At 70.5% G+C, this 13,714-nt stretch carries 14 protein-coding genes; 7 read left to right on the top strand and 7 right to left on the bottom strand.

What is annotated here, in order from left to right:
- Window positions 1–75 precede the first annotated feature (75 nt).
- Complete coding sequence (locus tag ACXAID_RS15340; RefSeq protein WP_475023068.1) at window positions 76–918, top strand: sigma-70 family RNA polymerase sigma factor; 843 nt, start codon at window positions 76–78, stop codon at window positions 916–918.
- A 9-nt stretch (window positions 919–927) separates the two neighbouring features.
- On the opposite strand, the gene ACXAID_RS15335 is transcribed toward ACXAID_RS15340, so the two are convergent.
- From ACXAID_RS15335 to ACXAID_RS15325, 3 genes are all read right to left on the bottom strand, one after another.
- Window positions 928–1,620, bottom strand: a complete 693-nt coding sequence (locus ACXAID_RS15335; RefSeq protein WP_475023083.1) for a lysostaphin resistance A-like protein — start codon at window positions 1,618–1,620, stop codon at window positions 928–930.
- A gap of 20 nt (window positions 1,621–1,640) precedes the next feature.
- Window positions 1,641–2,789 carry an NAD(P)H-binding protein gene (locus ACXAID_RS15330; RefSeq protein ID WP_475023067.1) on the bottom strand — a complete coding sequence of 383 codons (1,149 nt, stop codon included), beginning with the start codon at window positions 2,787–2,789 and terminating at the stop codon, window positions 1,641–1,643.
- A gap of 68 nt (window positions 2,790–2,857) precedes the next feature.
- Window positions 2,858–3,376: a gamma carbonic anhydrase family protein gene (locus tag ACXAID_RS15325; protein ID WP_475023066.1), complete on the bottom strand. Its 519-nt coding sequence runs from the start codon at window positions 3,374–3,376 to the stop codon at window positions 2,858–2,860.
- Window positions 3,377–3,439: 63 nt separating this feature from the next.
- Here ACXAID_RS15325 and ACXAID_RS15320 point away from each other — a divergent pair, with 63 nt between their 5' ends.
- Both ACXAID_RS15320 and ACXAID_RS15315 read left to right on the top strand, forming a co-directional pair.
- Window positions 3,440–4,402 (top strand): SDR family NAD(P)-dependent oxidoreductase, encoded by a 963-nt coding sequence (locus ACXAID_RS15320; RefSeq protein ID WP_475023065.1) that lies wholly within the window; start codon window positions 3,440–3,442, stop codon window positions 4,400–4,402.
- A 16-nt stretch (window positions 4,403–4,418) separates the two neighbouring features.
- The gene (locus ACXAID_RS15315; RefSeq protein ID WP_475023064.1) at window positions 4,419–5,027 is read left to right on the top strand and encodes a TetR/AcrR family transcriptional regulator; all 609 of its coding nucleotides are present in this window, start codon (window positions 4,419–4,421) and stop codon (window positions 5,025–5,027) included.
- 15 nt (window positions 5,028–5,042) lie between these two features.
- On the opposite strand, the gene ACXAID_RS15310 is transcribed toward ACXAID_RS15315, so the two are convergent.
- On the bottom strand, window positions 5,043–5,396 hold the full coding sequence (locus ACXAID_RS15310; RefSeq protein WP_475023063.1) for a hypothetical protein: 354 nt from the start codon (window positions 5,394–5,396) through the stop codon (window positions 5,043–5,045).
- A 268-nt stretch (window positions 5,397–5,664) separates the two neighbouring features.
- Here ACXAID_RS15310 and ACXAID_RS15305 point away from each other — a divergent pair, with 268 nt between their 5' ends.
- Window positions 5,665–6,465 (top strand): fasciclin domain-containing protein, encoded by an 801-nt coding sequence (locus ACXAID_RS15305; RefSeq protein WP_475023062.1) that lies wholly within the window; start codon window positions 5,665–5,667, stop codon window positions 6,463–6,465.
- A gap of 65 nt (window positions 6,466–6,530) precedes the next feature.
- Here ACXAID_RS15305 and ACXAID_RS15300 read toward each other — a convergent pair whose 3' ends face one another.
- From ACXAID_RS15300 to ACXAID_RS15290, 3 genes are read right to left on the bottom strand one after another with little or no spacing between them, the layout of a single operon-like run.
- The gene (locus ACXAID_RS15300) at window positions 6,531–7,673 is read right to left on the bottom strand and encodes an acyl-CoA dehydrogenase family protein (protein ID WP_475023061.1); all 1,143 of its coding nucleotides are present in this window, start codon (window positions 7,671–7,673) and stop codon (window positions 6,531–6,533) included.
- Window positions 7,674–7,683: 10 nt separating this feature from the next.
- A complete protein-coding gene (locus ACXAID_RS15295; protein WP_475023060.1) occupies window positions 7,684–8,532 on the bottom strand; it encodes a crotonase/enoyl-CoA hydratase family protein in 849 nt (282 codons plus the stop codon).
- Window positions 8,529–9,686, bottom strand: a complete 1,158-nt coding sequence (locus tag ACXAID_RS15290) for a thiolase family protein (protein WP_475023059.1) — start codon at window positions 9,684–9,686, stop codon at window positions 8,529–8,531. The genes ACXAID_RS15295 and ACXAID_RS15290 overlap by 4 nt, the downstream gene beginning before the upstream one ends.
- Before the next feature lie 175 nt (window positions 9,687–9,861).
- On the opposite strand from ACXAID_RS15290, the gene ACXAID_RS15285 reads away from it, so the two are divergent.
- The 3 genes from ACXAID_RS15285 to ACXAID_RS15275 form a co-directional block, all read left to right on the top strand.
- A complete protein-coding gene (locus ACXAID_RS15285) occupies window positions 9,862–10,962 on the top strand; it encodes a phenazine antibiotic biosynthesis protein (RefSeq protein ID WP_475023058.1) in 1,101 nt (366 codons plus the stop codon).
- Window positions 10,963–10,964: 2 nt separating this feature from the next.
- Complete coding sequence (locus ACXAID_RS15280; RefSeq protein WP_475023057.1) at window positions 10,965–12,332, top strand: aldehyde dehydrogenase family protein; 1,368 nt, start codon at window positions 10,965–10,967, stop codon at window positions 12,330–12,332.
- Window positions 12,333–12,659: 327 nt separating this feature from the next.
- The coding region (locus ACXAID_RS15275; protein WP_475023056.1) for a hypothetical protein at window positions 12,660–13,714 on the top strand (1,055 nt) is incomplete at its 3' end.

Below are 13,714 nucleotides of genomic sequence, written 5' to 3'. Positions count from 1 at the left end.
CGTTGCCTCCTCGAGGAGTTGCCCGGTTACTCAACTGTCTTGACGGTGCTCGCGCACGAAAGGTGACACCCCGCGGTGATTTCCACGACCGAGTTCGAGGCGGCCCGACCGCGGCTGCTGGCGATCGCCCACCGCATGCTGGGCTCGATCCACGACGCCGAAGACGCCGTGCAGACGACCTGGTTGCGCGCGCACGGCGCCGCCACAACCGAGATCGACAGTCCCGCGGCCTGGTTGACCACGGTGCTGACCAGACTGTGCCTGGACCAGCTTCGGCAGCGCGCAGTCCGTGATCGCGCCGATCGCGGGGTTGCGGAGCTGCCCGCCGACGCGGCGGCCGCCGACGAGGACTACCTGCAGCGCGAGGACGTCTCCCGGGCCCTGCTGGTGCTACTCGGGCGGCTGACCCCGCCCCAGCGGGTGGCCTACGTGCTGCACGACCTGTTCTCGGTCCCGTTCGAGCGGATCGCCGACGTGCTGGGCACCAGCCCAGCGGCCGCGAAGAAACACGCCAGCCGGGCCCGCGCCCGCATCACCGGCGCCGAACCGGCCGAGCGTCCCGAGCACGCCGCGCATCGGGCCGTGGTCACGGCGTTCCTGGACGCGGCCCGCGGCGGGGACCTCGACACGTTGGTCGCGCTGATGGCGCCCGACTGCGTCCGTGTCGCCGACGCGGCCCTGCTGCCGCCGGGAGCCGCCACGATGGTCCGCGGCTCGACCGCGGTGGCCCGCGAGACCCGCCTGTTCGTTGACCGCATCCGGGCCAGCACGCCGCTGCGGGTCAACGGACGGCTCGTCGACGTCATCGCTCCCGGCGGACATCCGCTGGCGTTCATCGGGATCGAAACGACCGGCGCCGCGGTCAGCCGCATCACCATCACCCCGGTGCACGCCACCGACGTCCTCACCGCAGCGTGAACCGGCGGCTCACACCCCGAACATCGGCGGCAGGGCGAGCACCATGATCAGCCCCCAGAAGAAGTGGGTGAGCATCGGGGCGAGCACACCCCCGGTCGCGCGCCGCTCCAGCGCGCAGGCCGTTCCCAGGATGATCGCGGCGAAGCCCAGCATCGGGTTGCCGGTGGCGGCGCCCGTCGCGATCACATACAGCACCGTCGACACCAGCGCCGGACGGAACTTCGCCAGCGCGGTGTAGAGCGCGCCGCGGAAGAACAACTCCTCGGCCAGACCGTTGACGACGGTGATGAACACGATCAGCCACAGCGGGCCGGTGTTGGAGAACTCCAGGACCCGGGTGATGTACTCGCTCACCGGGGGGATCTGCCGGCAGATGAGGCCGCCGACGACGAACGCGGCCCCCAGCGCCAGCCCCACCGCCGTTCCGGTGATCAGCGGGCGCTGGTTGCGGCCCCGAAAGTTGACGTGTCCCAGGTGCAGCGGCCCGGAGGCGAAGGCACCGGCCACCCAGACCCCGGCCAGCGCCAGCGTCAGCCAGATGAACGTGGAGTCGCCGGGGGTGCGGCTCAGCGAGTAGCCCAGCAGCGAGGCACCGATCAGCAGGAAGACCGCGACGACGACCTTGCGCCGCCGGATCACCGAGGGCGGCTCGTTGTAGAAGGCGGCCTTGGTGCGCGCGATGCCGTACAACTCTGCGGGCAGGCCGGGCTTCGACTGTTCGGTCACGCAATACCCGCCTTGGGGACGAAGCCCAGCACGGTGTCCAGACCGGTGCGCACGGCCGCGGCCACCGGGCCCGGCACCGCGCCGATCAGTCCGAGAACGGGATGGATCACCGGCGGGGTCACCGCACCGGCCAGCTGACGCAGCCGGAGAGTGTCCCCGCCGGCCCAGTCGGGGTCGCTGTCGGCCAGGTGATGCGGATCGGCCAGGTCGTCCACCGCGCGGCGGGCCGGGCTCAGCACCGAGCGCCTGATGGCTTCCTCCACCCCGATCAGCCCGCCCGGCGGTTCGGGCACGAGCCGCAGCAGGCCGTCCTCGGAGGCCATCATCGGATAGTCGAGGGATTCCACGAGATCGGCGGCCAGCCCGCCGGGAACGGGCAACACGACACCGGTCACCTTGGACACCAGGGCGGTGTCGATGCCGTACACCGGGACCGCGGTGCGCCAGATTCCGGCGATCCGCGCGTAGGTGCGCAGCAGGTCCCCGTAGGTGGTGGTCTCCGGGCCGCGGATGTCGTAGGCGCCGGCCGGTACGACGTCGGGGTCGGCGGCCGCCACCAGGTAGTAGAGCGCATCGCGCACCGAGATCGGGTCGATCGGGTTGGCCGACCACTCGGGCATCGGGAGCAGCGGGAAGCGGTCGGCGACGTAGCGCAGCATCTCGAAGGACGTCGATCCCGCGCCGATCACGATGGCCGCACCCAGCCACACCACATCGGGGCCGCCGTCGACGCTCAGCGCCGCCGCCACCTCGGCGCGGCTGATGAGGTGTTCGGACAGCGACTCCCCGTCGGGCACGAATCCGCCGAGGTAGACGATGCGGCGCACCCCGGCCGCCTTGGCCGCCGCGGCGACGCCGGCCGCGGCGCGGTTGTCGGCCTCCCGGAAGCCCGGCTGCCCGATGCCGTGCACCAGGTAGTAGACGACGTCGACCGGGCCCGCCTCGGCGAACACCTGCCGGGCCGAGTCCTCGTCGTAGGCGTCCAGGGCTGCCGCCGAGACCCGATCGGACCAGCCGAAATCAGCGAGGCGTTCGGGCTGACGGCTGGTGGCGACAACGTGGTGGCCGTCGGCGAGCAACGCCGTCACCAGCCGGGAGCCGATGTAACCGGTGGCGCCGGTGACCATGGTGCGCACAGCGTTCACGGTACGGCTGTACCCGAACACCCCAGATCAGAACCCGGCTGTGACCGAACTCCCCATCAGCGTGCAGCTCATGTCCCGCGGTGCAGCTTGACCAGCTCCTGATACAGCGTGGCGTTGGTGCGGATGCCGTCGATCTCGTTGTCGAGCAGGGGGCGCCGGAACTTGCCGGGCACGCCGGCGACCATCGATCCCGGCGGGATCACCGCTCCCTGCGGCACCACCGCGCCCGCGGCGACCAGGGACCCTGTTCCGATGACCGCACCGTTGAGCACGACCGCGCCCATCCCGATGAGGCAGTCGTCCTCGACCGTGCAGCCGTGCAGCACCGCGTTGTGCCCGACGGTGACCCCGGCCCCCACCCGGGCTGGAAAACCCGGGTCGACGTGCACGGTGACCCCGTCCTGGATGTTGCTGCCCGCGCCGATCTCGATGGGCTCGGCCTCGGCCCGTAGTATCGCGCCGTACCAGGCGCTGGCTCCGGCGGCCAGCACCACCTGCCCGACGAGGGTGGCGTTGGGCGCCACCCAGCTCTGCGGGTCGAGTTGCGGGGTGTGTCCGGCGACGGACAGGATCAAGGGCTCCGGCATGCCGCCATCGTATGGGCGGGGCCGCCCGCCGGAACCGTCGGCGCCACGTGCGATCCTCACTTGATGACTCCAACACCGACGGCCCCGACCGCTCTGGACGTGGTCGACGGTGCCGACCTGACGGGTAAGACCTGCGTGGTCACCGGCGCATCGTCGGGGCTGGGCCGCGAATCGGCCCGGGCGCTGGCAGCGGCCGGGGCACATGTGATCCTGGCCGCGCGCAACGCCAACGACGTCGCCGACACCCACACCTGGGTGCGCGAGGAGGTGCCTGCAGCGCACCTGTCCAGCGTGCATCTCGACCTGACGTCGCTGGCCTCGGTCACCTCGGCCGCTGCGGCGATCCAGGATCTGACTCCGGCCGTGCACGTGCTCATGAACAACGCCGGGGTCATGTTCACCCCGTTCGGGCGGACCGTGGACGGCTTCGAGACACAGTTCGGCACAAACCATCTGGGCCACTTCGAGCTGACCCGGGCGCTGCTGCCGGTGCTGCTGTCCGCCGACGGCGCCCGCGTGGTGGTGTTGTCCTCGGAAGGGCACCGGATGGGTGACGTGGACTTCGAGGATCCCAACTGGGAACAGCGCGACTACGACAAATTCGCCGCCTACGGCGCCTCCAAGACCGCCAACGTGCTGCACGCGGTCGAACTGGACCGGCGGTTGCGCGACAGCGGCGTGCGGGCCTTCGCCGTGCATCCCGGCATCGTCGCGACCTCGCTGGCGCGGCACATGACCGCCGAGGACTTCGACAGCCTCAACCGGGTGCCCAGGACAGGCCGGGACCCACAGGCCCGCCGCCTCGACGTGACCCGCGATTTCACGACACCGGACCGCGGGGCCGCCACCCAGGTCTGGGCGGCGGTCAGCGGCGAACTCGACGAGGCGGGCGGACTGTATCTGTCCGACTGCCAGATCAAGCAGGCGGCGCCCTACGCAGTCGACGAATCCCGTGCGCTCGAGCTGTGGGAGCTCTCCGAACGGCTCTGCACACCGGGAGCGTCGAGCCTAGGCTCCACTGTGTGACTGCTCTGACCGGCGGGTGAGCGCCCTGGCACCCCCGGCCGGCGACAATGCCGGCAACGTCGTCTACCTGCGCTCCTACACCGAGCGCGACCGCACGACCCACGACGTCGTGGGCCGGGTACTCGATGCCGCGACCGACTTGGTCCGCGACATTCCCTATGCGGAGTTGAGCACGTCCCGGATCGCGGAGCGGGCCGGAGTCGGTCACCCGGAGCTGTGCGCCTACTTCAGGTCCAAGGACGCCATCGTCGCCGAGGTGTATCTGGGGTTGCTGCGCGCGGCGCCGCTGAGCGTCGAGTTCGACCAGCCGGCCCGGGCCCGGATCACCGCGTTGTTCGACGGGCTGGTGATGCTGCTCGCCGAGCAGCCCGCACTCGCCGCGGCCTGCTCGGCCGCATTGATCTCCCGTGAACCGTCGGTGCAGCCGATCCGCCGCCGTATCCACGCCGAGTTACGCCGACGGGTCCGGACCGTGCTGCGCTCCGGGGCCTGGCCGGAGGTCGCCGAGACGCTCGAGTTCAGCCTGGTGGGCGCCATGGTGCAGGCGAGCTCGGGGTCGGCGAGCTTCCGCGCGGCCGCCGACGAGCTGTCCCGGGTGGTCGCCGCGGTGCTGCCGGACGGCTGACCGGCCGGAAGGCGGCTAGCACTCCGGGATCAGGCTGTAGTCGGCGGGTTCGACGAGTTTGACGTCGTGCTGCCTGGCATAGCCGGTCCCGCCGTCATAGCTGATCTCGTAGAACACCGACATGACCGCCTCGGAGAGCTCCAGCGTCTCGCCCGGTTGGGGCGCCTTGCACAGCACCGACACCGGGGTCTGGGGGTCCAGAGTCGCCTGCGGGGGCGGCCGGTCGGCGACCGGAGCGTCGTAGACCAGTCCGTCCCCGTCGATCACGCCGGCGACGCCGTCACCGCCCGGCGATTGGGCACCGTCGTCCGAGCACGCCGTGACGGCCGCCGCCGTCACCGCTGCCCCCACCACAATTCGACAGATCACCCTGGTTAGGTATACCCGCCGGCGCGGCGGCCGGCATCTGCAGTGCCACCGGTAACGCCGAGCCGTCCGGTTGTCGATGAACACTACGAGTGCGCCGACGTGGGCGCGCCCAGCGGTGTGTCCAAGCCGGACCGGCCGACGAAACGCGCAGTTCAGCGTGGTCGAGCCGGGGTGTTTTCGGCCGCTGCGGGGGCACATCGACTTGGCCGCGGTCAATTCGTGCCCTTACCATGCCAGGCGACCTGACAAGCAGGAGGAACGAGAGAACGTGAAGTCCCGCACCAGCAAAGCCATCGGTGTCGCCGCGAGTGCCGCCGCGATCGCGTTGTCGGTTCCGCTCGCTGTCACCGCTTCCGCCGAGCCCACCACCCCGGTGGCCGAGGTCCCCGATCCGCAGGGTCCGGAGTGTGGCCCCTTCAAGGAGTCGGTTCCCAACTGGAAGAGCCTGGCCAACCTGCCGGTGAGCCAAGCCCTGGCCAGCATTCCCGAGATCAGCACGTTCAATTCCGCGATCTCCGGGGGGCTGAATCCGGCGGTCAACATCACCTCGGTCCTCGACAACGGTCCGTACGTGGTGTTCGCACCCACCAACGAAGCGTTCGCCGCGCTGCCGGCCGAGCAGGTCGAGGTGCTGCGCACCGATGCCGCGCTGCTGACCAGCCTGGTGTACTACCACGAGTTCCTCGGCCTGCTGGGCCCCGACGACGTGAAGGGCCAGCGCCCCACCCAGGAGGGCACCGAGGTCGAGGTCACCGGCTCCGGCGGAGACATCTCGGTCAACGAGACCACCAAGGTGCTCTGCGGCGGCATCACGGCGCAGAACGCCCGGATCTACATCGTCGACCAGGTGCTCAACCCGGCCGATGCGCCGGCCCCGATCACCCCGGAGACGACCACGTCCAGCGAGGCCGACGAACCGGGCGAGACCACCGAGACGACGACCGAGCCGACCCCGGCGGAGGGCTCAGAGGACGGGGCGACCCCGACCGCGGCCACCCCGCTGCCGGCCGAGGGCGCTGCGACACCGACCACGGCGGCCGAGGCCCCCGCCGAAGCCCCGGCGGGCTGACCGACCGACGCGAATCGGGCGCGGAACGCGACAGCTGGTGTCGCGTTCCGCGCCCGATCGGCGTGTTACAGGCCGAGGTCGCGGCCGATGATCTCCTTCATGATCTCGGTGGTGCCACCGAAGATCGTCTGGATGCGGCCGTCCACGTAGTCACGGGCGACCCGGTACTCCATCATGTAGCCGTAGCCACCGTGCAGCTGCACGCACTGGTCGACGACCTTCTTCGCGGTCTCGGTGGCCCACCACTTCGCCTTGGCGGCCTCCACAGCGGTCAGCTCGCCGTCGACGACGCCCTGCAGGCACCGGTCGATGTAGGCCTCGGTCACCTCGAGTTCGGTGTCCATCTCGGCGAGCAGGAACCGGTTGTGCTGGAAGCTGCCGATCGGCTGGCCGAAGGCCTTGCGGTCCTTGGCGTACTGCAGTGTCTGCCGCCAGGTTTCCCGCGCACCGGAGATCGCCGTGATCGCGATGGACAGCCGCTCGGAGGGCAGGTTCTGCATCAGGTGGTAGAACCCGCGCCCCTCCTTGCCGAGCAGGTTGGCGTTGGGCACCCGCACGTTCTCGAAGTGCAGCTCGGAGGTGTCCTGGGCGTGCAGGCCCATCTTCTCGAGCTTGCGGCCACGGGTGAAGCCCTCCATGTCACGCTCGACGACGAGCAGGGTGAAGCCCTTGTGGCCGGCCTCGGGGTCGGTACGGCACACCACCACGACGAGGTCGCAGTTGATGCCCGACGAGATGAATGTCTTGGAGCCGTTGACGATCCAGTCGTCACCGTCGCGCACCGCCGAGGTGCGGATGCCGGCCAGGTCGCTGCCGGCGCCGGGCTCGGTCATCGCGACCGCGATGATGGTTTCCCCGCTGGTGATGCCGGGCAGCCACCGCTTCTTCTGCTCGTCGTCGGTCAGGTCCTTGAAGTACGGCCCGACGACGTCGTTGTGCAGGCTCAGCGCCGGGGCGGGCACGCCGGCGCGGGCCATCTCCTCGTCGATGACGGCGTTGAACCGGAAGTCGTCGGTACCGCCGCCGCCGTACTCCTCGGGCATGTTGAACCCGATCAGCCCGTGCTTGCCTGCGGCCACGTAGGCCGACCGGTCGACGATGCGCTCGGCTTCCCATTTCTCGGCGTTGGGCACCAGCTCGCTGTCGATGTAGCCGCGGACGGTCTCCCGGAACGCCTCGTGCTCGGCCTCGTAGATCGTGCGCTTCATATCTGTTCCCTCACTTTGCCTTCCAGACCGGTTGACGTTTCTGCGCGAAGGCCAGCGGGCCCTCTTTGGCGTCCTCGGTGGCGAACACCGTCTTGACCTCACGCATCGTGCGGGTCCAGCCGGGTTCGTCACCGGCGACCACCCCGTCGTCGGCTCCGACGGCGACCCGCTTGCTGGCCTGCACCGCAAGCGGTGCGTTGACGGTGATGCGTTCGGCCAGCGCGAGCGCGGCGTCGAGCACCGCGTTCGCCTCGGCGTCGGGCACCACCTCGTTGATCAGGCCCCAGCGCAACGCCTCGGCGGCGGTGATCGGCTCGCCGGTGTACATCATCTGCAAGGCGACCTTGCGGGGCACCTGGTCGACCAACCGGAACACCCCGCCCGCGGCGGCGATGAGGCCGCGTTTCACTTCGGGCAGACCGAATTTCGCGCTCTCACCGGCCACCACCAGGTCACTGGCCAGCGCCAGCTCGGTGCCGCCACCCAGTGCGGTGCCGTTGACCGCGGCGATGGTCGGCTTGTCGATGAAGTGCCGCACGTAACCGGCGAAACCCCACTTGGGCCGATCGGGGTGACCGATGTTCTCCCCGCGCGAGAGCGCCTTGAGATCGGCTCCGGCGCAGAAGGACTTGTCCCCGGATCCGGTGATGACCACGACCCACACGTCGGGGTCGTTCTGGGCCTCGTCCAGCGCGTCGCCCACCGCGATGCTGACCGCCGAGTTGATCGCGTTGCGCGCCTCGGGCCGGTTGATCGTGATGACCATGACGTTGCCCCGGCGCTCGACGAGAGCGCCGCTCGACGACGACGTAGGAGGAGTCGAGCCGTCGAGGGCAGCGCGGTCGTCCGTCTCGGTCACAACAGCTCCAGGATGGTGGCGTTGGCCTGGCCGCCGCCCTCGCACATGGTCTGCAGACCGTACTGGATTCCGTTGTCGCGCATGTGATGCAGCAGCGTGGTCATGATGCGCGCGCCCGACCCGCCCAGCGGGTGGCCCAGCGCGATCGCGCCGCCGTTGGGGTTGAGCTTCTTCTCGTCGGCGCCCAGATCCTTCAGCCACGCCATCGGGACGGGCGCGAACGCCTCGTTGACCTCGAACGCGCCGATCTGGTCGAGGGACAGCCCGGAGCGCTTGAGCGCCTTCTGGGTGGCCGGGATCGGTGCGGTGAGCATGATGACCGGGTCGGCGCCGGCCAGCACCGCAGTGTGCACCTTGGCCAGCGGCTTGAGCCCGAGCTCCTTGGCCTTCTCTGCCGACATGAACAGCAGCGCCGCAGACCCGTCGGAGATCTGGCTGGAGTTGCCGGCGTGGATCACGCCGTCCTCCCGGAACGCCGGTTTGAGCTGGCCCATCTTCTCCAGCGTGGTGCCGCGGCGGATGCCCTCGTCCTTCAGGACCACATTTGTTTCAGTGCCGTCTCCGACGGCCTTGATGGCCACGATCTGTCCGTCGAACGCGCCGGAATCCTGCGCCGCGCCGGCCTTCTCGTGCGAATCCAGCGAGAACTGGTCGAGGTCGGTGCGGGAGAGCCCCCACTGCTGGGCGATCATCTCCGCACCGATGCCCTGGTTGGGGGTCTGGCTGTAGCGGTCCTTGAAGGCACCCGGGTAGGGGTTGCCGCCGTTGGCCAGCGAGGAGCCCATCGGGGTGCGCGACATCGACTCGACGCCTCCGGCGACCACGACGTCGTAGTGGCCGGCCACCACGCCGGCGGCGGCGAAGTGCACCGACTGCTGGCTCGACCCGCACTGGCGGTCGACGGTGACGCCCGGCACCGACTCGGGCCAGCCCGCGGTCAGCAGCGCGGTGCGCCCGATGTCGAGGGCCTGTTCCCCGGCCTGCATGACGCAACCCCAGATGACGTCGTCGACCAGCGCCGGGTCGACACCGGCGCGCTCCACCAGGCCGTTGAGCACCTGGGCGGACAGTTCGGCGGGGTGCACGCCCGAGAGGCCCCCGTTGCGCTTGCCGACGGGCGACCGGACAGCCTCGACGATGACGGCTTCAGCCATGGACGTTCTCCTTTGACGAGTGGTGTACCTCGAACGTAAACGAACAAAGTTTACTAGGTCAACCTACTGGTTGGTAGGCGGCCCGGAAGCGGCGTCCGGCGAATTCACCGACCGGTCAGCTGACGCTCACCGGCGATCAGAGCATCCACCCCCGGCGCTGGGTGACGATGGCCGGATGGCGTCACCCGCGCACGATCCGGTACTCGACGTTCCGCGCGCCACCGCACCCGAGCCCGCGGCCTACCTGCGGGCGGTTCTGGATTGGCACTTCGGCGACGAGACCGGCTCGCCGTTCTGGCTGCGGGCCGCGCGCGACCTCGATTTCGATCCGCGCCGCGACATCGGCGGCTACGACGACCTCGCCCGGTTCCCCAACCTGGTCGACCGGCTGCGCGATGTCCCGGTGGAGGATCTCATCCCCCGCGGATACGGACAGCCGGCGCCGGTCCCCCGGGTGTTCGAGTCCGGCGGCACCACCGGCGCGCCCAAACGCACCGCACAGTTACCCGACTGGGTCGAGCAGGTCACCCGGTGGCAGGTCGAGGACTTCAGCGCCGGCGGCTTCGTGACCGGCGCCGGACTGCTGGCCCTGGTGCCGGGCGGACCGCACGGCGTCGGCCACTTCGACCGGGCGGTGGCCGAACGCCTCGGGTCGCCCTGCCACACCATCGATCTCGATCCGCGCTGGGTCAAGAAGATGGCGGCACGCGGCGACCGGGAGTCCGGCCGCGCGGTCGCCGGCTACGTCGGGCATGTGCTCGAGCAGGCCCGCCACGTGCTGTCCACCCAGAACGTCGCCAACCTGCACGCCACTCCGCCACTGCTGGAGGCGATCGCCAACGACGAGATGCTCACCGGGCTGGTCAACCGCCGGATCCGGTTCATCCTGCTCAGCGGCGCGCACGTCGACCTCGACACCATGGATCTGTTCCGGGCGATCTTCCCCGGCGCCGCGATCGCCATCGCCTTCGGCAGCACGATGATCCTGTCGCAGGCGGCCACCCGTGTCGACGGCGACGCGGTGATCTTCGACCCGCGCACCCCCTACGTCGTGTTCTGGGTCGTCGACCCCGTCTGCGGGGAGCGGGTCGGCTACGGCGAACGCGGACAGGTGGTCATGCACCACCTCAGCAAGGGGATGTTCATCCCGAACAACCTGGAGCGCGACACCGCGATCAGGATGCCCGGGCCGGCCGGGCAGATCGGCGATTCGCTGGCCCATGTCGCACCGGTGGCCGTGTTCGACGGCGAACCGGTGATCGAAGGCGTCTACTAGCGATGTCGTCCTCCACCATCCCGATCGACGCGCTCGGCCCGGGCGGGCGTTACCGGACCCGGACCCGTGAGCTGGTCACCGACGCCCGTGGACATCCGCTGCTCGACATGTCGGTGGTACCGCGGCTCTACATCACCCGGTCGACGGCCGCGCAGCGGCGGGCCGCACCGCTGCCCACCGCCGAGCGTGCCGCCGCGCTCGGTCGGGCCGCCGACATCTTCACCTCGTCCACCGTGGCCGGACTGGACTTCACCGGCTATGTCGAGGCGACGTGCCGGGTCTCCGGGCTGCCGATGACGGTGGCCGGGGCCGGCGCCGAAGTGGTGGCCGAATCTCTGGGCACCGCCTTCGACGCGGTGCGCGCGGCGCTGCCGGCGGCCACCACGCTGGACTGGCGTGACCAGAGCGAGGGCGCGGTGTGGGCGCGGCGCGGCGAGGTACTGGGTGTGCACGCACCCGGCAATGCTCCGGGCGTGCACGGCCTGTGGCCGCAGGCGCTGGCGCTCGGCTACCGCGTCGCGGTGCGACCGTCGCGGCGCGAACCCCTCACCGCCCACCGGGTGGTGAGCGCACTGCTGCGTGCCGGCTTCGCCGACACCGACGCCTGCTACCTGCCCACCGGCCACAGCGCCGCAGACGATCTGGTGCGCGCCGCCGACCGCGCCCTGGTCTACGGCGGCGCCGACGTCGCCGAGCGTTACGCCGAGGATCCCTCGGTGTTCGTCAACGGACCCGGCCGGACCAAGATCCTGATCACTGCCGAGGCCGACTGGCGCGAGCACCTCGATGTCATCGTCGACTCGATCGCCGCGCACGCGGGCATGGCGTGCGTCAACGCCACCGCGGTGCTCTACGAGGGCGACCCGGCACCCCTTGCCCGGGCCATCGCCGAGCGACTGGTCGCGCTGGCCCCGCTGCCGAACACCGACCCGCGTGCGGTGCTGCCCACCATGCCGACCGGCCAGGCCCGCATGCTGGCCGACCAGCTGGCCCGAAAAGCGCTCGGCAGCAACGCGATCCTGGGCGCCGACCAGGTGGTGGCCGACCTGGGTGACGGCTTCGCGGCGCTGCGCCCGGCGGTTCATCTGCTGGCCGGCCCGGACAGCTCGACGCTGGGGACCGAGTTGCCGTTCCCGTGTGTGTGGGTCGCACCGTGGTCGCGCCGGGACGGGATCACGCCGCTGCGCGACTCGCTGCTCGTCAATGCGATCACCTCCGATCAGGTCCTGCTGGATCGGCTGGTGCACGAGCCTACGGTCGGCAACGTCTATGCGGGCCGCCTCCCCACCCACTACGGAGCTCCGCGGGTCCCGCACGACGGGTTCCTGGCCGATTTCCTGATGCGCAACAAGGGTTTCGTGCGGCGCTGAGCGGCGCCCGCCCCCGCGGACGCGCGCGGACCGCCGACACGCCACCGCGGATAGTCTCGTTCAGAACTTTTTTTCAGGTTCTTCTCAGGGCATTCTCACCCCGGTCTTCACCGCCGCACAGCAACGCCAAAAGCCGCTGACCTGCGGTATTGACACCGTCGTCAAGATCACCGCGAAGAAGACGCTCAGGATGAACGGGCCGAGCGGCCAAAAGGTAGGTATTGACCCACCCCCTGGCCAACCCAAAACTGAGCCTGCACTTCTGAGCGAAGGCACCCGAATTCGCGCCTACCAAAGTGGTCAGGCCCGTTGATACAAGGGGGTTGTATGTACGTGAAGTCCGGACGGCACAAGGCGGCCGCGCGTTCCGTGCACAAGCACGTGACGACTGGCGTCGCCGGCGCGGCCATGGTCGGGCTCGGCGCCCTGGTCGCCGCAGCGGCTGCCGCGGAAGGGCCGACGGTGACTTCGGCCTTCGCCGAGGTGAAGCTGGTGAGCAACGAATGTGAGCTCAGCCCGTTCGCACCCGGCTGCGGATCAGATTCCGGCAGCGCCACTCTCGCTGCGGCCAGCGCCAACAGCGTCGTCCTGATCGGCGAGGGCGGCTGGCTGATCGGCAACGGCGCCGACGCGGTCGCAGGCTGTGCCGGCGCGGCCTGCAACGGTGGCAACGGTGGCCTGCTGTGGGGCAACGGCGGTAACGGCGCCGACGGCGGAAACGGCGGCAACGCCGGCTTCTTCGGCGGAAACGGCGGAAACGGCGGCGACGGCCTCGCCGCGGTGTACGACGAAGACACCGGTGAGCTGATCTCCGCGGCCACCAACGGCGGAAACGGCGGCGACGCAGGCTTCTTCGTCGGCGACGGCGGCGACGGCGGCGACGGCGGCGACGACTTCGCCACCGACGCCGACGCGACGGCCGGCAACGGCGGCGACGGCGGCAACGGCTCGCACCTGAGCCCGAGCCGGGGCGGTAACGGCGGCGACGGCGGCGACGCCTCGTCCCTGACCGGCAGCGCCACCGGCGGCAACGGCGGCGTGGGCGGCTACGTGACCATCGGGTTGCCGCTGCCTGACGAAGAGCCTGAGGAGAGCTACGGCCCGGGTGGCGGCGGCGACGGCGGCAGCGCGACGGTCGGCAGCGCCGACACCGGTGCAACCTCCGATCAGCGGGCCATCGGCGGCGACGGCGGCGACGGCGGCTACGGCGTCATCTCCGGCAACGGCACACCCGACGTGCGCGGTCACGGCGGTGGCAGCGGCGGCGACGCCACGGCCTACGGCGAGGCCCGGGCTGACGGCGGTGACGGCGGCAACGGTGGCGATCGCTTCGCCTCCCGCAGCACCGACGGCGGCCGCGGCGGCAGCGCCGAGTCCGAAGC

The organism is Mycobacterium sp. ABE4_509 (genome assembly GCF_056160785.1).
This window is presented reverse-complemented; position numbering and strand designations above follow the sequence as displayed.

Bases quoted from the DNA above. Each gene is read 5' to 3' on its own strand.
- ACXAID_RS15325 (WP_475023066.1), bottom strand. From the start codon at position 3,376: ATGCCGGAGCCCTTGATCCTGTCCGTCGCCGGACACACCCCGCAACTC.
- ACXAID_RS15320 (WP_475023065.1), top strand. From the start codon at position 3,440: ATGACTCCAACACCGACGGCCCCGACCGCTCTGGACGTGGTCGACGGT.
- ACXAID_RS15300 (WP_475023061.1), bottom strand. From the start codon at position 7,673: ATGAAGCGCACGATCTACGAGGCCGAGCACGAGGCGTTCCGGGAGACC.
- ACXAID_RS15290 (WP_475023059.1), bottom strand. From the start codon at position 9,686: ATGGCTGAAGCCGTCATCGTCGAGGCTGTCCGGTCGCCCGTCGGCAAG.
- ACXAID_RS15285 (WP_475023058.1), top strand. From the start codon at position 9,862: ATGGCGTCACCCGCGCACGATCCGGTACTCGACGTTCCGCGCGCCACC.
- ACXAID_RS15280 (WP_475023057.1), top strand. From the start codon at position 10,965: ATGTCGTCCTCCACCATCCCGATCGACGCGCTCGGCCCGGGCGGGCGT.